Here is a 22,008-nt window from a genome sequence, read left to right on the forward strand (position 1 = left end):
GGATCAGCGTTGTCGTCGGGGATGTTGACTCCGTGACGGGAGCCACATAGGCTCGCCTAAACGAAAGTATGGCTAGCGTTAGGACGTGGTGTGGCAGTTCAGGAGTTGGCAATCGTCGCCAAGATCGGCGACGAGCGGCACCCGCGGGCCGATGTCCTCGCGTGGGAGGACAAGCGGATCGACGCGGCGGCCCGCAAGCTCGGCGTCGCCGCACCGCCGGCGGCGCCGATCGCCCAGCGCCGCGAGTCGTGGCTGCAGATCAAGCGGGCACTGGGCAACGACGAGATCCATCGCCGACTGGCCCGGGACGCCACGATCGCCGACCGGCTGGGAGTCCTCCAGGCCAAGGTGAGCAAGCGGCGCCGCCACTGCGTCACCGAACTGTTCGTCCCGGGCGGGTCGGCGACCCGGTTTGCCGAGTGGTTCGAAGAGATCACCTTCTCGTCGAACCAAGACGAGATGGAACGCGCCTGCCCGGACCACTTCGTCTTGCGGATCGTCGACGGTAAGCAGGAGGTCCTGGAGACCAACGGCGGCAGCCCGTTCGCCGCCCTGTTCGACATCGACTACGACGACGTCTCGTCGATCACCACACCGGTCGACCCCGCGTTCCCCGTCCGCCTCGACGGCGTCGCGATCGGCTCCAACGGCAAGCCGATCGGGGGAGTGCGCCACCAGTTCCGCGATACTCCCGACGGGGTCCACGCCCGCCTCGCCGTGGAGTTCCCGTTGCCGATGCTCGGCACGATCATCCGCGGCCACCGCTGGCATCTGGCGTGCGAGTTCTCCAACTGGTTCGAGGCCGCGATCGCCGCCGACCAGGTCTGATCTGCGGCGATCGCGGCCCCACCGCATCCACCCGGCCGCCGTCGAGCACGACTATCTGGTCGGCGTGGCGGATGGTGTCGAGGCGGTGGGCGATGACCAGGACCGTGCGCCCGGCCGCCAGCGACCCGATGGCGCGTTGGATGCGTGCCTCGGTCTCCGGGTCGACGGCCGACACCGCTTCGTCGAGGACCAGCACGGGCGAATCCTTCAGCAGTGCCCGGGCGATGGACAGCCGTTGGCGTTGTCCGCCCGACAGGTTCGAACCACCCTCGCCGATGACGGTGGCCAGGCTGTCCGGCAAGGCGGCGACGACGTCGTCGCACTGGGCCGCGGCCAGTGCCGCCCAGATCTCGTCGTCGGTGGCGTCGGGTCGGCCCAGGGTCACGTTGAACCGCACCGCGTCGGGGAACAGGTACACCTCTTGGTAGACCGTGGTGACCATGGACATCACGCCCTGGCTGCCGATGTCGGGGATGGCTGGCCCGCCGAGGAGGATGCGTCCCTCGTCGACGTCCCACAGCCGGCGGCGAGGCTGGCGATCGTCGACTTCCCGGATCCGGACGGTCCGACGAGCGCGGTGACGGTGCCCGGTGCGGCGGTGAAGCCGACGTCGTGCAGCACCCGCCGCTCGTCGTAGCCGAAGCCGACGTGCTCGAACTGCAGCGAGGCGTCGGCCAGCACCGCCGGGGTCGCCGGTTCGGGGAGGATCGGTTCGTCCCACACCTCGGCGATCCGGGCGGCGATCTGCTCCACCTTGAGCTTGTCGGCCAGGGCGAGGCGCAAATCGGCGAGGACCCGGTATGCGGTGATGTGTGCGATCTGTGAGGAGAGGCCCGACAGCAGGGCCCGGGCGGCGATGGCCACCGCGGTCCACGAGGCGATGGCGCCGATCGCGCCGGGATCACCGTCGTCGGTGAACAGTTCCACCGCGACGCGGTACACCGCGACGTAGGGGGCCAGCGCCAGTCCGGCGGCGACGAGGGCGAGTAGGGAGGCGACGATCAACCCCGCGCGGCGGCGGGAGATGACGGAGCGCAACGTGTCCGGCGAGTTCATTAGGGCAGACTAACTTCGCGCACCAATTAAATCAGCACTGTGTGAAGTACGACGCTGAAAACCCTTCGACCGGGTAGGTTGGAGGGCTATGACCAGCACCGAGCGGCGCAAGCGCGGACGACCCGCAAGGGCCGACAAGCGTGAACCGCTCACCAAGGCGCGGATCGCCGAGGTGGGTCTGGCAATCGCGGGGGACGAGGGGTTCCCGAACCTGACGATGCGCCGGGTGGCCGCGGAATTGGGCGTCACCGTCCGGGCCCTTTACAACGTCGTCGCCGATCGCCAAGAGGTTGTCGACCTGGTGGCGGCCCAGATGCTCGACGCGCTTCCGGTACACGACTTCGGGCGCGATGATTGGCGCGAGACGGTCCGGCAGATGTATCACGACGCCCGCGCGGTGTACCGGACGTTTCCGCGGGCGACGCTGATCTCGCTGGATGAGACCGTCACCCCCACCGAGGTCCCGGTGAAGCGGATGCTGGCGCCCGAGCAGGAGTTGGCCTTCCTCGTCGGCCTCGGACTCACACTCGATGAGGCGTTGGCGGTCCGCGGCGCGTTCCTGGTCGAGGTGTTCGGGTTCGTCATGTTGTTGGACTACCGCTACGACCGGGCCGACGACACGACGCGGGAGATGCTGGGACAGCCCGTGCCGCTGGCCTGGCTGGACACGAAGCCGGAGGTCGACGCGCCGCTGGCGCGGGCCGCGGCCGAGCGCCGATACACGCCCGACGACTTGTTCGAGCAACTCGTCGACCGTGCGGTCGGTGCGATCGAGCGCAAGCTCGAAGGGAAGTGAGATGAGCCGATTCCTCAACTGGCGCACGATCAACACCGCATTCGCGATCGCCATCGCCTGGCTGATCGCCGTCGGTGCCTCGTGGCAGACGTGGGCGGTCGTGGTCGGCGTGGCCGCCCTGCTCCTGCTCGGCTACGCCGTCGCCCGCGGCGATCAGGCCTGAGTCAGAGACCGAAACACAGCGACCCGTTGTGGTATCCCGGGGTCACCGGGAAGGGTTTGCCGACCTTGCGGATTCCGTTCTGCACGGCGACGGCATGGATCATCCCGGTGTGCCGGGGGACCCAGTAACCCTCGACGACCCGCTTGGCGTCGGTGCGCCGCTCGTTGCGCGTGACGAGCCGGTCCAGGACGCGGCCGCGATGGTCGACCATGAGCAGCTGCACCGGGGCGACCGGATCGCTCACCACCACGGTCACCTCGTAGCGGCAGCCCGTCCCGTGTTTGCCGGTGAACATCGTCGGCGACACATTCGGCCCGATGGTCGGCTTCGCGTCGGCGGACGCGGGACCGAGGGTGGCGGCGCCGAGGGCGAGGGGGAGTGCGACGAGGGCGGGCAGGATCCGGCGGATCCGGTGAGAGGCGTACATGGCTATCGAATATGCCATCTGCCCGACGGTGCCCGTGGTCGAACCCGGGACAGTCGATCGGTGTGGGTGCCGTTGGTGCCGCATCACTACGATGACCGCCATGGAGTTTTCCCGGCGTGCGCAGGACGTGGCGCCGTTCTACGCGATGGAGTACGGGCGCCGGGCGGCCGAACTGGAGGCGCAGGGCGTCTCGGTGGTGAAGCTGAATATCGGGGAGCCCGATTTCGGTGCCCCGCCGGCGTTTCTGGCCAGGATCCGCGAGCTCAGCGACGGCCGCCCGCTGCCGTACACGGGTGCGCTGGGCATCGACGAATTGCGCCGTGCGATAGCCGATTTCAGCCGTGACCATTTCGACGCGCCGATCGACCCGGGGCGCGTGGTGGTCACGACCGGCGCGTCGGCGGCCCTGCTGTTGGCGTGTGCGGCGCTGGTCAACCCCGGCGACGAGGTCCTGGTCGCCGATCCGTCCTATCCCTGCAACCGGTCGTTCGCGGCCGGCTTCGGCGCCGAGGTCACCCTGCTGTCCACCGGGCCGCAGCGCCGGTTCCAACTGGACGCGCGATCCGTCGCCGACGCGTGGACCGAGCGGACCCGTGGCGTGATGATCGCGTCGCCGTCCAACCCGACGGGGACGTCGATCCCGTATGACGAACTCGTGGCCACCGTCCGGACGGTCGAGCAGCGGGGCGGGTGGCGCATCGTTGACGAGATCTACCTCGGACTGGCCGACGACGCCGACGGCCACGGCCCGCGCAGCATCGCTGCCGACGACCCGGGGGCAGTGGTGGTGAACAGCTTCTCGAAGTACTTCGGCATGACCGGGTGGCGCCTGGGCTGGGCGGTGGTACCCGACGAGATGGTCGGCATCGCCGAGAAGCTGGCGCAGAACTACTACGTCTGCCCGCCGACGCCGGCCCAGTGGGCGGCGCTGGAGTGCTTCACACCGGAGACCCTGGCACTGGCGCAAGCGCGGCGCGCCGTGCTGCGCCGGCGCCGGCAATTGGTTCTCGACGGGCTGGCGCGCATCGGCCTGCCGGTCCCCGTCATCCCCGACGGGGCCTTCTACGTCTACGTCGACGTCTCTGGCACGGGGATGACCGCGTCGCAGTTCTGCGACCGGGCCCTGACACACGCCCAGGTCGCGCTCACCCCGGGCAAAGACTTCGGCGACGAGGGCGCCGAGCAGTACGTGCGCCTGTCCTACGCCACCGGCGAGGACGACCTGGCGCTCGGCCTGGAGCGCCTCGGCGAGTTGGTGGGGCGACCGGGGCTCGAACCCGGGACCAGCGGATTATGAGTCCGCGGCTCTAACCAACTGAGCTATCGCCCCGCGGGCCGTGCGGCCCGCAGAGAAGAGTACCGGCACGCCGGTCACACCTCAGTGAGGGCCTCGTCGACGAAGGCGTGGATCCGACGTCGCAGATCAGCCAGCCGTTCGGCGCGCACCGCGTCGAGGTCGGTGCCGCGGTGGTACGCCGGCGGAAGCTGGCGCGCGTTGCGCGAGCAGCCGAAGTTCTCACAGATCAACACGCCCAGGGTTGCCCCGCGCCGTCCCGCCGGGCCGGCCCGGCGCACGGTGTAGAGGACGGCGTCGTCAGTGAGGTTGACGTCGTTGCACCAGGTGCACATGGTGCGCCCGCGCGGTTTCGCCTCGGCGCGGGTGAGCAGCAGTGCCACCGGGCCGGTGTCGTGGTCGACGACGAGGTAGGCGCGCCGCGGGATCTTGCGGTCGCGCCACCCGAGGTACTCCAGGCGGTCGAAGTCGACCTCGTCGAGATCGGGGTAGGACACCCGGTTGACTTCGCTGCGCGTCGCGCCGCGAAACGCGGATCGGATCGTTTGTTCGGTGAGTGGTTGCATGGGTTGACCAACCTGTGTGGTGGGGCCGGCGCTGTGGGGCGCCGGAATCGAGTGGAGACAGGACCGACCCGCCGATCACCATGATCGGCTTCGGTGCGGGGTCAACTGTTGCGGGCGCGATTGGCGCCGGACTCCTCGATTCGCGGGACACTCACACGACGAGACTAGCGCGGTCGGCGGAATGTCCGCACCCGAGTTTTCGTTGGCAGCGGTATGGCCATCAATCAGGAGTCGACGATCCGGCGCCGGGTGGTCGTGATCGGCGCCGGTCAAGCCGGCCTGTCCGCGGCGTACCACCTGAGCCGCAACGGCCTCGTCGCTGGAAGCGATTTCGACGTCCTCGACGCCAACCCGACGCCCGGCGGCGCGTGGAGCCACCGGTGGGACGCCCTGACTTTCGACGACGCCCACGGACTGCACCCGCTCCCGGCATCGACCTTGGCGGCACCCGACCCCGCCGAACCGGCCCGGGAAGTGGTGAAGCGCTACTACGGGCAGTACGAAGACGAGCACGGATTCGCCGTCGAACGGCCGTGGCGGGTCACCCAGGTTCGCCGGGACGACGACGGTCTGTTCGTCGTCGAGGCGGAGGATCCGGCGGGTGCGCGGCGCGAGTACCGCGCCGACGCCGTCATCAGCGCGACCGGCACGTGGGACCGGCCGTTCATCCCGTACTACCCGGGTCGATTCGGCGGCCGGCAGCTCACCACCCGCGACTTCACCGACCCCGACGAGTTCCGCGGCCGGCGCGTCCTCGTCGTCGGCGGCGGGACCTCCGCGGTGCAGTTCGTGTTGCTGCTGAACCGGCACGGAGCGTCGACGGTGTGGTCGACGCGGCGGGCGCCGCAGTGGGTCGAGCGGCCCTTCGACGAGAACTGGGGCGCCGAGGTGGAACGGGGCGTGGCCGCGCGGACGCGGCGCGGGCTGCAGCCGCTCAGCGTCGTTGCGGCGACCGGGTTGCCCCTCATCCCGCGGTACGCCGAGGCGATCGAGTCGGGCCTGCTCGTCTCGCGCGGGCCCATCGAACGCCTCACCGAGACCGGCGTCGACTTCGCCGACGGCAGTCGCGCCGACGTGGACGTCATCCTGTGGGCGACCGGCTTCCGGGCCTCGCTCGACCACCTGGCACCGCTGCACCTGCGTGAGCCCGGCGGGGGAGTGCTCATGGCCGACGACGACGTGAGCGTCGTCAAGGCGCCCGGGTTGTTCCTCGTCGGTTACGGCCGCAGCGCGTCGACTCTGGGTGCGACGCGCGCCGGTCGGGCCGCGGCCCGCGCAGTGCGCGAGTACGCGGCGTAGCCGCTACTCGCAGGCGATGCCGTCGCCGTCGCGGTCGAGGTGATCGGCATAGCCGTCCTCGCCCCTGTGGATCGGCGCTGCACCATCTTCGCGCGCCTCGGTGCAGTTCTTGTACGACTTGACCGCGGTGGCGCCGGGCCCGGGTGCCGCGACGGCGGTCGGGGCGACGGCGACGGCAAGGCCGGCAGCGGCGAACAGTGCAGCGCCGAACAGTTTGACGGTGGACATGGCGGACTCCGATTCTCCAACAACGTCCCCCCGGATCGGATAAAGATACGTCGCGCACAGCGCCGTTGGTACCCCTGTCGAGAACCCGGGCCCAAAGGCCCTACCGGGGGCGGCGATAGGCGGTGAACACGCTGGGCAGGCGGGGTCGGCGCAGGGTTCGGGCGATGAACTCGCCGAGCGTGACCCCGGCGGCCAGTGCACACCCGATCAGGAAGGCGGTCGCCATCTCCGGGCCGCCGCCGGTGCCGGTCATCAGGCCGTACATCCCGCGGTAGATGGCGCTGCCGGGCAGCAACGGGGTGATCCCGGCGACCGCGATGACCAACGGCGGCGTCAGCGCCCGCCGCGCGGCCAAACCGCCGAGCAGCCCGACGATGACCGCGGCTGCGGCGTAGCTGAAGACCGGGCCGATCGTCGTCAGATACAAGGCGGCGGCGACGCCCGCACCCAGGGCCCCGGCGAAGAAGGCGGCCGGGAGGGCACGGCGCTCGGCATAGCTGGCCAAGGCGAAGGCCACCGCCGCCAGAGCGCCGCCGATGACGCGGGACGGGACGTCGGCTGCACCGAACGGTGCCACCGTCGTCAGGGCGGGCAGGTCGACGTCGAACAGCCCGACGAAGCCGACCGACATCGCCACGCCGACGAGGATTCCGCCGGTCATCACCAGCACTTCGGCGACACGCGCGGTGGCGGTGATGGGGGCGCCGGTGATCGCGTCCTGGACCGCGCCCACCAGGGTGAGCCCGGACAGCAGCACGATGATCCCGGCGGCGATGATCTGGGCCGGCCGGAACCCCAGGCCGCTGCCTTCAAGTGCGGGGTAGAGCAGTGCGGCCGGCAGCACGGCGAGGAATCCGCCGGCCAGCTGTTGGAAGAAGGGCGGTGTCCCGATGCGGTTGAGGAACCGGTTGACGGTGACGATCGCGATCGTGGTGGCGAAGGCGGTCAACCAGACGATCCAGGTGCCGCCCAGGTAGATGCCGACGCCCGAGGCCATCAGGCCCCAGGCGACGGTGGAGACCCAATACGGGTAGGGGTGCGGCGCCTCGGTGATCTCGTCGACGATGGCGTGCGCGGTCGCCGGGGTGATCGAGAGCTGCCGGATCTTGCGCACGAGGCGGTCCACCTGGGCGAGCCGGGTGAAGTCGAGGGAGCGGTAGTAGACCGAACGGGAGGCGGTGATCGGGGGGAGCGTGCTGCCGCGCCGCGCGCAGATCAGCACGGTGTTGAACGTGACGTCCACGTCGACGTCGTCGAGGCCGTAGATCCCCGCGACGAATTCGACCTGGTGGGTGGTGTCGATGGCGCCGGTACCGGCGTCGAGGAGAACCGCCCCGATGCGGGCGGCCAGGTCGAGCACCTCGGTGATGGCCGCCTCGTCGCGCAGGTCGATCGGTTTGCGCGGGGCGACGACGATGCTGCCGGGTTCGATGGTGTCGATGGTGGCGGGGCGAGAGCCGGCGATGCGGTTCACCGTGCGTCGGAGGAGTTCGCGCACGCAGTATCCCTCCTTGCTGTTGTTCGGGGCGCGTCCGACTTCCACCGTAGGTGTCGCGTCGCCGATCGCGCCGCGGGCAACAAAAAAACCGCCTGCACGCAGGCGGTTCCTTGCTCCCCCAACTGGACTCGAACCAGTAACCGTTCGATTAACAGTCGAATGCTCTGCCAATTGAGCTATGGGGGAATGCATTCGGCTCGGTGAGCCGAATGATGACTTTAGCGCATGCCTCCATTGTGGACAAAATCGCAGGTCAACGCTAGTCCTCGTCCCAGATGCCGGCGGCGGTCAACCGGACCGCCAATCGTTGCGCCCCGTCATCGAACTGGCGCCGGACCTGATCGGTGATCGCGGTCCGGTCGCCAGATCGATACCCCTCGATCAGCCGGTCATGGCTGTCGACCGCAACGGCCCCCCAGTCGGGGTCGGCTGCGTAGATCCGGTGTGGCGTGTAGTGCGTGGCGTTGAGCAGGAACCAGGCCAGCTTGCCGCTGTGGGAGATCCGGTTGTGCGTCCGGTGGAAGTCGAACTCCGCGTCGACGATCTCGTCGACGGCCCCCGCCGCAACGGCCCGCCGGAGCCGGTCGTTGCAGGCGGAGAGCACGGCGAGGTCGTCGTCGGTGATCGTCTCGGCGGTGCGCAGGGCGATCTTGATCGCGATTTGGCCCTGCAGCCAGAAGATGTCCTCGACGTCGGTGCGCGTGAGGTCGGCGACGACGTAGCCCCGGTGTGGGGCCAGGTTCACCATCCCCTCGCCCCGCAGGGTGAGAAGTGCCTCCCGCACCGGGGTGACGCTCACCCCGAGGTCCGCAGCGGTCTCATCCATCCGGATGTGATCGCCCGGGCGGTAGTCGCCGGTCATGATCCGGTGACGGATCGCCCCGGCGACTTCCTCGGAGAGCTGTGGGCGTCGGCGGAGCCCGCCTCCAATGGCCATCGACTAGAGCCCGTAGGTCTTGCCGATGATGTCGCGCTGGATCTCGTTGGTGCCGCCGTACACGGTCGAGATGATCGCGCTGCGCATCAGGGCCTCGGCGTCGAACTCCTTGGTGTACCCGTAGCCGCCCATCATCTGCATCCCGTCGATGGTCATCGCCTTGGAGACCTCGGTGGACTTCAGCTTCACCATCGACGCCTCGCGCGGGAACATCTTCGTCGGGTTGGCGTCGGCCTTGGCCGCCAAGCTGTAGACGAGCAGCTTGGTGCACTCGATCTCGGTGGCGTGGTCGGCCATCCGGTGGCGCAGGGCCTGGAAGGTGCCGACCGGGCGGCCGAACTGCTTGCGCTCGGTGATGAACTTCAAGGTGTCGTCGAAGGAGCGCTCGGCCAGGCCCAACTGCATGGCGCCCAGGATCAACCGCTCGGTGTTCAGGCCGGCCATCAGCTGCCACCAGCCCTGGTTCACCTCGCCGACCACGTAGTCGTCGGGGATGAAGCAGTCGGTGAAGTAGAGGTCGTTCTGCTCGCGCCCGCCAAGCGTCTCGATGGGGACGATTTCCAGGCCCTTGGTGCCGGCCGGGACGTGGAACTGGGTGATGCCCTCGTGCTTCTTGTCGGTGCGCTCGGTCCGGGCGATCAGCAGGATCGACGACGCGATGGCGGCGTTGGAGATCCAGGTCTTCTGGCCGTTGATCAGCCAACCGCCGTCGACCTTCTCGGCGCGACACGACAGGTTTGCGACGTCGGAACCGGCCTCGGGCTCGCTCATCGCGATCGACAGCGAGTCGCCGGCGACCACGTTGGCGAGCACCTCCTTCTTGAGTTCCTCGGAGGCGAAGCGCTCGTAGGCCGCTGCGGTGATGAAGGTGGGGCCGATGCCGCCGACCGGGGCCATCCCGCGCAGGCTCTCCTCGAGGAAGATGCACAGCTCGACGTTGCCGGCCCCGGCGCCGCCGTACTCCTCGCCGACGATGATCCCGGCCCAGCCGAGCTCAGCCATCTTGCGGTAAAGCTCCTCGCTGTGCGGGCCGTCGGCGGTGTACTTGGCGCGCTGCTCGCGGGTGCCGACTTCGCGCTCACAGAAGTCGCGGACGGCCTGCGCAAAGGCCTGCTGCTCGGGGGTGAATTCAACCATGGGGTGGGAGACCTTTCGTTGGGCGTTCGCCCATATTCCTATCACATATATGTGATAGATGAACAGGGGATTGGCGTGGCCTACGCTGTGGAGCCATGGCAGGCACCGACGATCACGAATCCCCGCACTCGGGCAAGGCGTTCCTGGAAGCCAACCGCCGGAAGCGGGCGCAGGCCAAGGCCGACGCCGCGCGGGAGGCGCAGCGCCAGGCGTCGCGCACCCCCGGCAAGGTGGCCGCGCCGGGCTCGTCGGTGGTCGGCTCGCTGACGCGTCGGTGGGATTCGCGCCGGGTGATCACCGTTCTCGCCGCCCTGTGTGCCCTGCTGGCCATCAGCACCGTCGGGGTCGGGGTGTGGGGGCTGGCCGAGTCGCGGTCGGCGGCCCACACCAACCCGCAATCGGCCCACGGCCAGGACGCGATGAACGCCGCCCGCAAGTACGTGGCGACGGTGATGACCTACGACGTGAAGGACTACGGCGATCTCGACCGGCGGATCCGCGAGGTGTCGACGACGGACTTCGCCGAGAAGTTCATCGAATCGTCGGCCGCCGCGCGAAAGGGCAATTCCGCAGCGGGCGCGTCGAGCAAGGCGACCGCCCCGGCAGCGGGCCTCATCTCGCTCTCGGCCGACCGCGCCGAGGTCCTCGTGTCGCTGGACCAGACCATCACCGCGCCGGAGATCGCCGCCGAGTTGCCCGACGGCCATCTGTACCAATCCCGGGTCAAAGTGACCCTCGTCCGCGACGGCGATCGGTGGCTGCTCGACGACTTCACCGTCGTCTGAGTCACACCGCGACGCCGGAAGTGGGGTCGGTCATGCTGTGCTAGAAACATGGCGTGACCGAATCCGAAGAACTCATCGCCACCGTCGACGACGGCGGTATCGCCCGTCTGACCATCAACCGACCGGAGCGGATGAACGCCCTGAGCGGCGGTGTGTCGCTCGAGATCCGGCGGGTGTTGGGGGAGTGGGCCCAGCGCGACGACCTGCGCGTCGTCGTCCTCTCCGGTTCCGGCGGGAGCTTCTCCGCGGGCGCCGACATCACCGACATCGCGGCCAACGCCGGGGACGCCGGCGTCGACGAGGCGGGCGCGGTGGCCATCATCTCCAACGGCTCCGACCTGGCCCGGGCACTGCGGGCGATCCGCGTGCCCGTCGTCGCCGCGGTGGACGGAGCGGCCGTCGGGATCGGCGCATCGCTGGCCCTGGGCGCCGACCTGGTCTACGCGACGAACCGCGCCTACTTCCTCTTCCCGTTCGTCAACATCGGACTCATGCCCGACGGCGGGGCCAGCATGTTGGTGGCCGCGTCGATCGGGCGCGTGCGCGCGAACGCGTTGCTGTTGCTCGGTGAAAAGTTCCGTGCCGCAGCGGCTTTCGACGCCGGTCTGGTCACCGAGGTGCTCGAGGATGCGGCCGCGCTGAGTGCGCGCGTCGACGAAGTGGTGGCCAAGCTCGCCGCCAAGTCGCCGGCGGCGCTGCGGATCACGAAAGCGGCGTCCGACGCCATCACGATGGCTGCCTTCGAGACCGCGCTCGGCGAGGAGATGGACGGGCAGACCCGCCTGCTCCAGTCGCCGGAGTTCCGCCAGACCCTCGCCCTGTTCACCAAGTCCGATTCGTAACCGCCACCACCGATCCAGGAGCACGCCATGAGCACGGCCACCCCTGCTGCCGTCGACCTGACCGCCGAGCCGATGCGGTCGCGCCGCAACCACTGGAACACCCAGGTCCGGCGCCACGCACTGATGAAGCCGGACGCCCCGGCGCTGCGCTTCCTGGGCAACGAGACGTCTTGGCGCCGGCTCGACGAGCGGACCCGGGCCTTCGCCGCCGCCCTGCACCGCCGCGGCGTCAAGTTCGGCGACCGCATCATGATCCTGATGCTGAACCGCTCCGAATACGTCGAGGCGGTCCTCGGGGCCAACCTGATCGGGGCGATCGCGGTGCCGGTCAACTTCCGGATGGCCCCGGCCGAGGTCGGCTTCCTGGTCGCCGACAGCGGTGCCCGCTGGATCGTCACCGAGACGATGCTTGCGCCGCTGGCCGACGGGGTCGCCGCCGCGACCGGCGCGATCGACCACATCGTGACCGTCGGCGAGGCCGGCGAGGGGCACCTGCGGTTCGAGGACCTGATGGCCGAGGACGCCTCGGACCTGCCGGACCTCGACGTCCCGGAGGAGACCGTCGCGCTGATCATGTACACCTCGGGCACCACCGGAAAGCCCAAGGGCGCCATGCTCACCCACCAGAACCTGCAGTCGCAGGCGATGACCTGTCTGGACGCGTTGGGCACCCGGCCCGATGACGTCGGGTCGTGTGTCGCCCCGATGTTCCACATCGCCGCGTTGGGTGCCATGACACCGCTGTTCTACGCCGGCGCACTGTCGGTCATCCACCCGCTCGGCGCCTTCGACCCGAACGAACTGCTCGACACCCTCGAAGCGGAGGGCACCACGTCGATCTTCCTGGTGCCCGCACAGTGGCAAGCCGTGTGCGCGGCGCAGCAGGCCAAGCCGCGCCGACTGTCGCTGCGGGTGATCAGTTGGGGTGCGGCGCCCGCGTCGGACACCGTGCTGAACGCGATGAACGAGGTCTTCCCGGATGCGCTCAACGTCGCGGTGTTCGGCCAGACCGAGATGTCGCCGATCACCTGTGTCCTCGAGGGGCGTGACGCCCTGCGCAAGCTGGGTTCGGTGGGACGGGTCGTCCCGTCGGTGACCGCGCGGATCATCGACGCCAACGGCGACGACGTGCCCGACGGCGAGGTCGGCGAGATCGTCTACCGGGGGCCGCAGCTGATGGCCGGGTATTGGCAGAACCCGCGCGGTACCGCTGACGCGTTCGCCGGCGGGTGGTTCCACTCCGGCGACCTCGTCCGCCGCGACGAGGAGGGCTTCGTCTACGTCGTCGACCGGGCCAAGGACATGATCATCTCCGGCGGGGAGAACATCTACTGCGCCGAGGTCGAGAACGTGCTGTTCGCCCATCCGCGCGTCGCCGAGGCGGCGATCATCGGCCGGGCCGACGACAAGTGGGGCGAGGTGCCGGTCGCGGTCGTCGTGGTGGCCGACGGCGGCGATCTGACGCTGGCAGAGCTGGAGCCCTTCCTCAACGAGAACCTTGCGCGGTACAAGCACCCGAAGGACCTGGTCCTCGTCGACGAGTTGCCCCGCAACGCCGGCGGCAAGGTGGTGAAACCGTCGTTGCGCAGCGAATACGGCAGTAAGGACGCCGGTCTGCGGGGCTGAACCCCGACCCGCTCGCGACACTGGAATTGGAACGTGTTCCAATTCTTGGTACGGGTGACTACGCTCACATCCGAGGGCGGGACGGCCCGCCGACAAAGTCACGAGTGAGGATGGACAGTGAAGACTAAAGGTGCGCTTCTCCGGGAACTGAATTCGCCGTGGAAGATCGAGGAGATCGACATCGGCGATCCCCAGGCCCACGAGGTCAAGATCAAGATGCATGCCGCGGGCATGTGCCACTCCGACCACCACCTGATGACCGGCGGCATCCCGATGGGCGGCTTCCCGATCCTCGGTGGCCACGAGGGCGCCGGCGAGGTCGTCGAGATCGGCGAGGGTGTCACCGACTACCAGGTGGGCGACCACGTCGTGCTGTCGTTCATCCCGTCGTGCGGCAAGTGCAAGTCGTGTCAGTCGGGGATGGCGAACCTGTGTGACTTCGGCGCGATGCTCCTGCAGGGCGAGGCCGTGTCCGACCACACCTTCCGCATCCACACCGCCGACGGGGAGAACGTCTACCCGATGACACTGCTGGGCACCTTCAGCCCGTACATGGTGGTGCACGAGGCGTCGGTGGTGAAGATCGACAAGGAGATTCCGTTCGAGGTGGCCGCGCTCTGTGGCTGCGGCATTCCCACCGGCTACGGTTCGTCGACGCGCAGCGGCGACGTCCGGCCGGGTGAGGACGTCGCGATCATCGGCGTCGGCGGCGTCGGTACCGCGGCCCTGCAGGGCGCGGTGATCGCCGGTGCCCGCCACGTGTTCGCCATCGACCCGGTGGAGTGGAAGCGCGAGCAGGCGCTGAAGTTCGGTGCGACGCAGGCGTTCGCCACGGTCGAGGAGGCGATGAACGACATCGGCAACGCCACCGAGTGGGGGATGTGCCAGAAGGTCATCGTCACCGTCGGCGAGGTTCACGGTTCCGACGTCGACACCTGGATGGGGATCACCGCCAAGGGCGGCACCTGTGTGCTGACCGGCATGGGCAACATGGTGGAGAACCAGGTGACCTTGAACCTGGCGATGCTCACGCTGCTGCAGAAGAACCTGCAGGGTTCGATCTTCGGCGGCGCCAACCCCAAGCTCGACATTCCGCTGTTGCTGTCGATGTATCGCGCCGGCCGGCTCAACATCGCCGACATGATCACCCGCGAGTACAAGCTGGACCAGATCAACGAGGGCTACACCGACATGCTGGAGGGCCGCAACATCCGCGGCGTCATCCGCTACACCGAAGAGGATTGGTGATCGATTAATCCCGCCGGGTGACCGGGCTCACCTAGCGTGAGTCCGGTCATCGGGCGTCGGGGCCCGCTTGTGCATTACAGTCATGTCGTCGCGATCCCCGTCGCGAGACCAACCTCTTGAAGGGCAGTTTGTCACATGGCAGAGAAGAAGAAGGTCAGCGTCAAGGCGTCGGCCTCGGCTGAGGCCGCCGAGGCGGCGCGGACCTGGGAGCCGACTCCCGAGGCCAAGTCGAAGGCGATCCGCTTCCGCATCTTCGCGGCAATCCTGTGGGCGATCGCCATCGCCGCCGAGATTGTCGCCATCTTCTGGATCATCCGCTCCGACCGCTCCGGCGACGAGAAGCTGTGGTGGCTCATCGGATTCATCGTCGGTATCGGTGTCTTCGCGCTGGCCGGCTCGTTCCTGTGGAAGAAGGCCAACCGCCTCGACCCGGCATCGGAGAAGGACAAGTTCCGCTTCTTCATCCAGAACCAGCTGGGCGTGATCATCACCGTGATCGCCTTCCTGCCGCTGATCGTCCTGATCTTCCTGGACAAGGACATGGACGGGAAGCAGAAGGGGATCGTGGGCGGTATCGCGATCGCCGTCGCGGTGGCCGTCGGCCTGCTCAGCGCCGACTGGAATGCGCCCTCCAAGGAGCAGTACACGGTGGAGACCAACACCATCAAGCTGCTGAAGAACGGCGTCGACGAGGTGTTCTGGACCAAGAGCGGCAAGGTGTTCCACGTCTGCGAGAAGGTCCCCGACGTGAACAAGCAGTCCAAGGACAACACCATCTACAACGGCACCGTCGCCGCCGCCCACGAGGCGGGGAAGGACCGGCTGACCGCGCGCTGGGAGTCCGAGGCGATCAACTACTGCGGCTTCACCCAGGCCGATGTCGACCGGGTCAACAAGGGCCTGGCGGCGATCGAGGCCTCGACCGAGCCGTCGGCCGTGCCGAGTGAGCCGGGCACCGAGGCGCCGGGCAACGTGACCCCGCTGCCGTCCAAGCCCGCCACCACCACGCAGCGCCCCGCCGCCTGACGAGTGCTGCAAGAACTGGGGCACTGGCCGGTCGACAACGTCGCCGGCGCGCTCATCGGCCCGGGCGGTGTCATCGAGACCTTCGGTGACACCGCCCGGGCTTTTGCGTTGGCCTCGGTCACCAAGCCGCTGGTCGCGTCGGCGGTCTTGGTCGCGGTGGAAGAGGGTGCGGTCGAGCTCGACACCCCGGTCGGACCGCCCGGCTCGACCGTGGCGCATCTACTCGCGCATGCCTCGGGGCTGGCCTTCGACTCGCGCGAACAGATCGCGCCGGTCGGCACCCAGCGCATCTACTCGTCGGCGGGATTCGAGTTGGTCGCCGAGACGGTGGAACGGGCCACCGGGATAGCCTTCCCCGACTACCTGGCCGAAGCCGTCGCCGAGCCCCTCGGCATGGCGACGACCACCCTCGACGGCCCGGCCGGGCACGGGGCGACCTCGTGCGTCGCCGACCTCGCCGCCTACGCCCGGGACCTGCTCGTCCCGCGGCTGCTCTCGCCCGAGACCGCGCTGGCGGCGCGGTCGGTGTGGTGCCCCGGGCTGGACGGTTTCGTCCCGGGATACGGCCGGCACCGGCCGTGCGACTGGGGCCTCGGCGTCGAAATCCGCGGCTACAAGTCGCCGCACTGGACCGCGCCGAGCGCCTCCCCGTCGACGTTCGGCCATTTCGGCCAGTCGGGGACATTCCTGTGGGTCGACCCGGACCTTCCGGCCGCCTGCGTGGTCCTGACCGACCGTGCCTTCGGGCCGTGGGCCAAGCCGTTGTGGGCCGACTTCAACGAGAGCATTTATGCCCGCCTTTTAGCGCCGTAGGGGGCCGGATTCCGCGCTAGGGTGAGGGCGGTCAGATTGACCGGTTGACGACTGCAAGGAGACAGCGTCAGTGGCCCGCTACGAATTCCCCACCACCGCCGAGTTGATCGAGATGGGCGCTCCCCAGGAGAACGCGGTGACGGTCTATCTGCCGGCGACCGCGGCCGAGCACGAAGTGGCGAAGACCACGGTCAAGAGCTCGATGGATGAAGCGATCCGCACCCTGCGCGAGCGCGGCGCCAACCATGCGCTGGAGACCGCCTTCCGTGAGCGCTCCGCGGAGATCTTGGCGGATGATTGCTGGCACCGGCTGTCGCGTTCGCTGGCGATCTTCAGCACTGCCGAGAAGGCGGAGATCTTCGTCGTGCCGAACAACCTGGCGCACCAGCTGCAGGTGAGCAAGTACTTCGACCTGGGCCAGTTCGTGCGCGCCGTGGCCGGCCCGCAGGATGCCTACGCGTTGACGGTCTCCGCCCACGGCTGGAACGTCTGGCACGCCTCGGCCGACGAGGTGGCCCACGAGTTCGAGATCGACGCCGAGGGCATCGGCGACGTCGCCGAGGCCACCAACCGTGCGACCGTGCGGGGGCGCGCGGCCGTGCGCCGGCTGCAGGGCGACGAGGGCAACAAAGTGTTGCTGGAGAGCTACGCCAAGCAGGTCGCCGAGACCGTCGGGCTCGCGCTGAACCGCGATGACCCCACCGGCCAGCGGCCGTTGTTCCTCTTCGCCGCCGATCCGCTGCAGGACATGGTCGGCCACGTCGGTTTCGGCACCCGCGAGGTCGTGGTCGTCCCCGGTAGCCCGGATGAGCTGCGGGCCGACCAGATCGACGAGGCCATCCGCTCCCGACTGGACGGGATCAACGCCGCCCGGGCCAGCACGACGGTCAACACCATCGCCGACGGGGTCGGCAAGGGGCTGGTCGCCACCGATCTCGTCGACATCGCCCGCGCTGCGGTCGGCGGCTCCGTCGACACCCTGGTCTACGACTTCACCGTCGACGTCTTGGGTCGGCTGCACAACGACACCGGGGCCCTCGAGTACTCCGACGACGGGTACGACCTGCTGTCGCGGATCGCGATCGTCGTGCTGGCCAACGGCGGCACGGTGGTGCCGGTGCGCGCCGCCGACATCGACGCGGAGATCTGGAACGGAACGGCGGTGGCCCGGCTGCGCCACCCGTTGTCGCAGTAGGCCGCAGGCGGCACCGGACTCGGTTAACCTCGGCGCATGCGCGAGCTCTCGTCCGATGACCTCGGTCTACTCCTGTCGGTCTACGCGGTCCTGCTGCTGGCCTTCGCCGCGAACTTCCACTTCTCGTCGAAGATGGTCCAGCGGCACCGCAAGGCGGCGATCGTCTTCGTGGTCGCGAGCTTCTTGGGGGAGGCGGCGACGGTGATCGCGCTGCTGCTGACGTGGGTCGCGCTGTGGAGCCCGCGCGCCTGGGAGCGGATCGACAACCTGCTCGTCTTCATTCCGGGCTCGGTGGCGATCGCGTGTGCGGTGTTCCTGACGTTCGAGTCGGTGTGGGCGCGGATCCGGCGAATCACCGAGGTCGGATTCGAGAAACATTTACACCACGAAGAACTAGCGCAACACGCGTCCCATAGGGCACACTAGACACGAGAGATGTGATAACAAGCGCCACCGGGCGTCGACGAGGTGTGTTGGGGAAGACGTTCCTCGTCGAACCGGAGGTGATCAAGGTGCGCAACCTGACGCAGTTTGCGGACTACGCGACGGGTGTGGTGTACATCCATGCCGCTCCCGTGGCGCTCTGCCCACATGTGGAGTGGGCGTTGTCGTCGACCCTGAATGTCCGCGCCCAGTTGAAGTGGTCGCCGCAGGATGCCGAGCCCGGCATGCAGCGGGCCACCGCGGACTGGGTGGGGCCGGTCGCGACTGCCGCGCGCCTGGTCACGGCCCTGCGCGAGTGGTCCTCGCTGCGCTTCGAGGTCACCGAGGATCCCAGTGACGGCGTCGACGGCCAGCGTTTCAGCTACGTGCCCGGATTGGGGCTGTGGCACGGTTCGACGGCCGCCAACGGCGACGTGATCCTGGGCGAGATGCAGGTTCGGTCGCTGATGGACGCCCAGCCGGACGGCCGCGGCCTCGCCGGCGAGTTGCACGCGGCCCTGGGCACCGCCTGGGACAACGAACTGGAGAACTATCGCATGGGCTCCGTCGGGGCCGAGGCGACCTGGCTTGCCCAACGGGTGGGGTAGTAGACCGCAAACGTTGGATGACACGAACCCCCCGCGTCAACGGATGCGGGGGGCTCGTGGTGTCTGGCGGCCCGTTGTGACTGAGGGTCGGACGGACGGTCAGAGGGGGATGTTCTTGTGTCGCCCGCGGCGGGCCGGCGCTTGCGCGATCGCCGCGGCCAGCGTGCTGCGCGTGACGGCGGGATCGATGATCTCGTCCACCACGCCGATCGACTGGGCGCGGCCGACGCCGCCCGCGATCGCCTCGTGCTCGGCGGCCAATTGCTCGTGCAGGGCCTCCCGCTCATCGTCGGGTGCGGCGGCCAGGGCCTTCTTGTGCAGGATGCCGACGGCCGCCTTGGCGCCCATCACGGCCACTTCGGAGCCCGGCCAGGCGAAGACCGCCGTGGCGCCCAGGGCGCGGGAGTTCATCGCGATGTAGGCGCCGCCGTAGATCTTGCGCGTCACCAGGGTGACCCGGGGGACGCTGCACTCGGCGAACGCGTGCAGGAGCTTGGCACCGCGGCGCACGACACCCTCCCACTCCTGTCCGACGCCGGGGAGATACCCGGGGACGTCGGTGAGCACCACGAGCGGGATGCCGAAGGAGTCGCACAGGCGGACGAACCTCGAGGCCTTCTCGGCGCTGAGGGAGTTGAGACAACCGCCCATCCGCAGGGGGTTGTTGGCGATGACGCCGACGCTGCGCCCGGCGAGGCGGCCGAAGCCGATGACGATGTTGGGGGCCCACTTGGCCTGGAGCTCCTCGAACGAGGAGATCTCGGTGCCGTCGACACCGGTGTCGGTGTCGAGGAGTTGGCGCACGATCGGGTGTACGTCGTAGGCGCGGCGGTTGGACTCGGGCAGCAGGGCCCGCAGGTCGGTGTCGCCGGCCCGTGCCCGATCCTCGTCGACGTCGCCTTGCTTGCCGAAGGTCGCGACGAGGCGCCGTGCCCGCCACAGGGCATCGGACTCGGAATCGGCGGTGATGTGGCAGACGCCGGACTTCTTGCCGTGGGTGTGCGGCCCGCCCAGCGTCTCCATGTCGACGTCCTCGCCGGTGACACTGCGCACGACGTCGGGGCCGGTCACGAAGACCCGTCCGGCCGGAGCCATGATGACGACGTCGGTCAGCGCCGGGCCGTAGGCGGCGCCGCCGGCGGCAAAGCCGACGACGACGGAAAGCTGGGGGATGTAGCCCGAGGCGCGGACCATGGCCTCAAAGACCCGGCCGACCGCGTGGAGGGCCTCCACCCCCTCGGCGAGGCGGGCCCCGCCGGAGTGCCAGATGCCGACGACCGGTGCCTGCTTGGCAATCGCGGTGTCGATGGCATCGACGATGTGTGCACAACCGACCACCCCCATGGCCCCGCCCATGACGGTGCCATCGGTGCAGTAGGAGACGGTCTCGACTCCGTTCACCAGACCGGTGGCCGCCTGCACCCCGGAACGATCCCGGGGATGCAGGAGCTGCACGGTCCCCTCGTCGAAGAAGTTGGTCAAGCGAAGCAGCGGATCTCGCGGATCCGCCGATCCCTCCTGGCTGGTCAGTGGTGCCAAGGTGGTCATCGCTTCCTCCTCGCGTCGGTGTTAGCGGAGTGGCCGGTTGTGCGTCACATCTTCGGTTAGTACCGCCCGATCGCGATGGCCACGTTGTGGCCGCCGAAACCGAACGAGTTGTTGAGCGCGTACTCGAAGTCGCCGCGACGGGGTTCGCCGTGGACGACGTCGATGTCACCGCACTCGGGATCCAGATTCTCCAGGTTGAGGGTCGGCGGAACAACGCCTTCCTCCACCGCCTTCATCGTCAGCACCGACTCGAGGGCACCCACGGCGCCGATCGAGTGGCCCAGCGCCGACTTGGGAGCGTAGATCGCCGCGTGGTTGCCCACCGCCGCCTGGATGCCTGCCGCCTCGGCGGTATCGCCGACCGGGGTCGACGTGGCATGGGCGTTGATGTGGCTGATGTCCTTGGGACTCAATCCAGCGGTCTGGATCGCGCGGGACATCGCCCGCGAGTTCCCCTGTCCGCTGGGATCGGGTGCCACCAGGTGGAAACCATCTGAGGTGATACCGGCACCGAGGACGCGGGCGTGGATGTGCGCCCCGCGCGCCTTGGCGTGCTCCTCGCGCTCGAGGATGAGCATGGCGGCGGCTTCACCGAACACGAAGCCGTCGCGGTCCTTGTCGAACGGGCGCGACGCGGCGGCCGGCTCGTCGTTACGGGTGCTCATCGCCCGCATCATGGTGAATGCGGCGATCGGAATCGCATCGATGTATCCCTCGACACCACCGCAGACGACCATGTCTGCGTCGCCCAGGACGATGTGTCGCCACGCGTGGGCAATCGCCTCGGCACCCGACGAACACGCCGAGACCGGGGTGATCACGCCGGCGCGCGCGCCCACGTTCAGGCCGACGACGCCGGCCGGACCGTTGGGCATGGCCATCTGGACGGCGAGCGGTGACACCTTGCGGTAGTTCATCGACTCTTCCATGGCGGCCCAGTTGTGGATCATCGCGTCGCCGCCACCCTGGCCGGTGCCAAGGACGACTGCGAGACGGTTGGGATCCACTTCGGGCTCGCCGGCATGCGCCCAGAGGCGCTTGCTCATGACGTGCGCGACCCTCTCGACGTAGGCCATGCGGCGAGCCTCGACGCGCGTGACTTCCTCGGACGGGTCCTGGAGGAGCTTGCCGCCGATGCGGCAAGGGAGTTCGCCGTATTTGGTGACGAAGTCTCCGGTCAGCTCGCGGATACCGGACTCACCCTTGAGCAGTCCGTCCCACGTGGAATCGAGGTCGACGCCCAGCGAGGTGGTGGCGACCATCGACGTCACCACCACGCTGGGAAAGTTCCCTCCCAGCGTGGAGTACTCGCGAAGCGATGCGGTCACGCGTCCTTGCCCTCCTTGACGCTGGCGGCGATCGCAGCGGCAGCCTCGGGGTTCTCGGCCTCGAGCTTCTGGATGTAACTGACGGCGTCACCGACGGTGCGCAGGCCGGCGAGGTCCTCGTCGGGAACCTTGACGCCGTACTTGTCCTCGATCTGCACGGCGATCTCGACGAGCGACAGCGAGTCGATGTCCAGGTCGTCGACGAAGGACTTCTCGATCGTCACCTCGGACGGGTCGATACCGGTGACTTCCTCGATGATCTCGGCGATGCCGGCAATGAGTTCTTCCTGGGTGGCGGCCACGATGTGGCTCCCTTCTGTCTACGAATTCGGTGTTC

The 22,008-nt window shown here is 68.7% G+C and carries 25 protein-coding genes and 2 tRNA genes; 14 read left to right on the plus strand and 13 right to left on the minus strand.

Annotated features, from left to right (window positions below; translation table 11 throughout):
- Nucleotides 1–90 precede the first annotated feature (90 nt).
- Entirely contained in the window at nucleotides 91–828 is a 738-nt protein-coding gene (locus tag nbrcactino_RS12605) for a hypothetical protein (RefSeq protein WP_161927902.1), read from the plus strand.
- Here the strand turns inward: nbrcactino_RS12605 and nbrcactino_RS18360 are convergent.
- Complete coding sequence (locus nbrcactino_RS18360) at nucleotides 749–1,279, minus strand: ATP-binding cassette domain-containing protein (protein WP_371864576.1); 531 nt, start codon at nucleotides 1,277–1,279, stop codon at nucleotides 749–751. The two genes, nbrcactino_RS12605 and nbrcactino_RS18360, sit on opposite strands and share 80 nt — an antisense overlap.
- Entirely contained in the window at nucleotides 1,276–1,884 is a 609-nt protein-coding gene (locus nbrcactino_RS18365) for an ATP-binding cassette domain-containing protein (protein ID WP_267130404.1), read from the minus strand. Before nbrcactino_RS18365 ends, nbrcactino_RS18360 begins: the two co-directional genes overlap by 4 nt.
- 88 nt (nucleotides 1,885–1,972) lie before the next feature.
- Between nbrcactino_RS18365 and nbrcactino_RS12615 the strand changes: the two genes are divergently transcribed.
- Together nbrcactino_RS12615 and nbrcactino_RS12620 are read left to right on the plus strand one after the other, a co-directional pair.
- Nucleotides 1,973–2,680, plus strand: coding sequence for a TetR/AcrR family transcriptional regulator (locus nbrcactino_RS12615; protein ID WP_161927904.1), 708 nt, complete (start codon nucleotides 1,973–1,975; stop codon nucleotides 2,678–2,680).
- A gap of 1 nt (nucleotide 2,681) precedes the next feature.
- Complete coding sequence (locus nbrcactino_RS12620) at nucleotides 2,682–2,843, plus strand: hypothetical protein (RefSeq protein WP_161927905.1); 162 nt, start codon at nucleotides 2,682–2,684, stop codon at nucleotides 2,841–2,843.
- Nucleotide 2,844: 1 nt separating this feature from the next.
- Here nbrcactino_RS12620 and nbrcactino_RS12625 read toward each other — a convergent pair whose 3' ends face one another.
- The gene (locus nbrcactino_RS12625) at nucleotides 2,845–3,288 is read right to left on the minus strand and encodes a hypothetical protein (protein ID WP_161927906.1); all 444 of its coding nucleotides are present in this window, start codon (nucleotides 3,286–3,288) and stop codon (nucleotides 2,845–2,847) included.
- 82 nt (nucleotides 3,289–3,370) lie between these two features.
- Here nbrcactino_RS12625 and nbrcactino_RS12630 point away from each other — a divergent pair, with 82 nt between their 5' ends.
- Nucleotides 3,371–4,567 carry an aminotransferase class I/II-fold pyridoxal phosphate-dependent enzyme gene (locus tag nbrcactino_RS12630; RefSeq protein WP_161928031.1) on the plus strand — a complete coding sequence of 399 codons (1,197 nt, stop codon included), beginning with the start codon at nucleotides 3,371–3,373 and terminating at the stop codon, nucleotides 4,565–4,567.
- Here the strand turns inward: nbrcactino_RS12630 and nbrcactino_RS12635 are convergent.
- Both nbrcactino_RS12635 and nbrcactino_RS12640 read right to left on the minus strand, forming a co-directional pair.
- A tRNA-Ile gene (locus tag nbrcactino_RS12635) sits at nucleotides 4,524–4,600 on the minus strand. The genes nbrcactino_RS12630 and nbrcactino_RS12635 overlap by 44 nt on opposite strands.
- A gap of 41 nt (nucleotides 4,601–4,641) precedes the next feature.
- Entirely contained in the window at nucleotides 4,642–5,130 is a 489-nt protein-coding gene (locus nbrcactino_RS12640; RefSeq protein WP_161927907.1) for an FBP domain-containing protein, read from the minus strand.
- A 213-nt stretch (nucleotides 5,131–5,343) separates the two neighbouring features.
- Here nbrcactino_RS12640 and nbrcactino_RS12645 point away from each other — a divergent pair, with 213 nt between their 5' ends.
- Nucleotides 5,344–6,429, plus strand: a complete 1,086-nt coding sequence (locus nbrcactino_RS12645) for a flavin-containing monooxygenase (protein WP_161927908.1) — start codon at nucleotides 5,344–5,346, stop codon at nucleotides 6,427–6,429.
- A gap of 3 nt (nucleotides 6,430–6,432) precedes the next feature.
- Here the strand turns inward: nbrcactino_RS12645 and nbrcactino_RS12650 are convergent, their stop codons facing one another.
- The 5 genes from nbrcactino_RS12650 to nbrcactino_RS12670 all read right to left on the minus strand — a co-directional run bounded on the left by nbrcactino_RS12650 (nucleotide 6,433) and on the right by nbrcactino_RS12670 (nucleotide 10,229).
- Entirely contained in the window at nucleotides 6,433–6,657 is a 225-nt protein-coding gene (locus nbrcactino_RS12650) for an excalibur calcium-binding domain-containing protein (RefSeq protein ID WP_161927909.1), read from the minus strand.
- Between the two features lie 100 nt (nucleotides 6,658–6,757).
- Nucleotides 6,758–8,155 (minus strand): threonine/serine exporter family protein, encoded by a 1,398-nt coding sequence (locus nbrcactino_RS12655; RefSeq protein ID WP_161927910.1) that lies wholly within the window; start codon nucleotides 8,153–8,155, stop codon nucleotides 6,758–6,760.
- 113 nt (nucleotides 8,156–8,268) lie between these two features.
- Nucleotides 8,269–8,341: transfer RNA gene (locus nbrcactino_RS12660), tRNA-Asn, on the minus strand.
- 73 nt (nucleotides 8,342–8,414) lie between these two features.
- Nucleotides 8,415–9,092 (minus strand): GntR family transcriptional regulator, encoded by a 678-nt coding sequence (locus nbrcactino_RS12665; protein ID WP_161927911.1) that lies wholly within the window; start codon nucleotides 9,090–9,092, stop codon nucleotides 8,415–8,417.
- Between the two features lie 3 nt (nucleotides 9,093–9,095).
- Entirely contained in the window at nucleotides 9,096–10,229 is a 1,134-nt protein-coding gene (locus nbrcactino_RS12670; protein WP_161927912.1) for an acyl-CoA dehydrogenase family protein, read from the minus strand.
- 95 nt (nucleotides 10,230–10,324) lie between these two features.
- Here nbrcactino_RS12670 and nbrcactino_RS12675 point away from each other — a divergent pair, with 95 nt between their 5' ends.
- From nbrcactino_RS12675 to nbrcactino_RS12715, 9 genes are all read left to right on the plus strand, one after another.
- Complete coding sequence (locus nbrcactino_RS12675; protein WP_161927913.1) at nucleotides 10,325–11,014, plus strand: hypothetical protein; 690 nt, start codon at nucleotides 10,325–10,327, stop codon at nucleotides 11,012–11,014.
- Between the two features lie 53 nt (nucleotides 11,015–11,067).
- Nucleotides 11,068–11,856 (plus strand): enoyl-CoA hydratase-related protein, encoded by a 789-nt coding sequence (locus nbrcactino_RS12680; protein ID WP_161927914.1) that lies wholly within the window; start codon nucleotides 11,068–11,070, stop codon nucleotides 11,854–11,856.
- Nucleotides 11,857–11,883: 27 nt separating this feature from the next.
- Nucleotides 11,884–13,482: a fatty-acid--CoA ligase FadD5 gene (gene fadD5, locus nbrcactino_RS12685; protein WP_161927915.1), complete on the plus strand. Its 1,599-nt coding sequence runs from the start codon at nucleotides 11,884–11,886 to the stop codon at nucleotides 13,480–13,482.
- A 117-nt stretch (nucleotides 13,483–13,599) separates the two neighbouring features.
- A complete protein-coding gene (locus nbrcactino_RS12690; RefSeq protein ID WP_161927916.1) occupies nucleotides 13,600–14,730 on the plus strand; it encodes an NDMA-dependent alcohol dehydrogenase in 1,131 nt (376 codons plus the stop codon).
- Between the two features lie 135 nt (nucleotides 14,731–14,865).
- The gene (locus nbrcactino_RS12695) at nucleotides 14,866–15,756 is read left to right on the plus strand and encodes a hypothetical protein (protein WP_161927917.1); all 891 of its coding nucleotides are present in this window, start codon (nucleotides 14,866–14,868) and stop codon (nucleotides 15,754–15,756) included.
- 3 nt (nucleotides 15,757–15,759) lie between these two features.
- On the plus strand, nucleotides 15,760–16,569 hold the full coding sequence (locus tag nbrcactino_RS12700; protein WP_161927918.1) for a serine hydrolase domain-containing protein: 810 nt from the start codon (nucleotides 15,760–15,762) through the stop codon (nucleotides 16,567–16,569).
- A 70-nt stretch (nucleotides 16,570–16,639) separates the two neighbouring features.
- The gene (locus tag nbrcactino_RS12705) at nucleotides 16,640–17,764 is read left to right on the plus strand and encodes a baeRF11 domain-containing protein (protein WP_161927919.1); all 1,125 of its coding nucleotides are present in this window, start codon (nucleotides 16,640–16,642) and stop codon (nucleotides 17,762–17,764) included.
- A gap of 36 nt (nucleotides 17,765–17,800) precedes the next feature.
- The gene (locus nbrcactino_RS12710) at nucleotides 17,801–18,190 is read left to right on the plus strand and encodes a hypothetical protein (RefSeq protein ID WP_161927920.1); all 390 of its coding nucleotides are present in this window, start codon (nucleotides 17,801–17,803) and stop codon (nucleotides 18,188–18,190) included.
- 86 nt (nucleotides 18,191–18,276) lie between these two features.
- Entirely contained in the window at nucleotides 18,277–18,795 is a 519-nt protein-coding gene (locus nbrcactino_RS12715; RefSeq protein WP_161928032.1) for a DUF3145 domain-containing protein, read from the plus strand.
- Nucleotides 18,796–18,894: 99 nt separating this feature from the next.
- Here nbrcactino_RS12715 and nbrcactino_RS12720 read toward each other — a convergent pair whose 3' ends face one another.
- From nbrcactino_RS12720 to acpM, 3 genes are read right to left on the minus strand one after another with little or no spacing between them, the layout of a single operon-like run.
- On the minus strand, nucleotides 18,895–20,343 hold the full coding sequence (locus tag nbrcactino_RS12720; RefSeq protein WP_161927921.1) for an acyl-CoA carboxylase subunit beta: 1,449 nt from the start codon (nucleotides 20,341–20,343) through the stop codon (nucleotides 18,895–18,897).
- 56 nt (nucleotides 20,344–20,399) lie between these two features.
- A complete protein-coding gene (locus nbrcactino_RS12725; RefSeq protein ID WP_161927922.1) occupies nucleotides 20,400–21,671 on the minus strand; it encodes a KasA/KasB family beta-ketoacyl-ACP synthase in 1,272 nt (423 codons plus the stop codon).
- Nucleotides 21,668–21,973, minus strand: coding sequence for a meromycolate extension acyl carrier protein AcpM (acpM, locus tag nbrcactino_RS12730; RefSeq protein WP_161927923.1), 306 nt, complete (start codon nucleotides 21,971–21,973; stop codon nucleotides 21,668–21,670). The genes nbrcactino_RS12725 and acpM overlap by 4 nt, the downstream gene beginning before the upstream one ends.
- Between the last annotated feature and the right edge of the window lie 35 nt (nucleotides 21,974–22,008).

This window comes from Gordonia crocea (genome assembly GCF_009932435.1).
Lineage (GTDB): Bacteria > Actinomycetota > Actinomycetes > Mycobacteriales > Mycobacteriaceae > Gordonia > Gordonia crocea.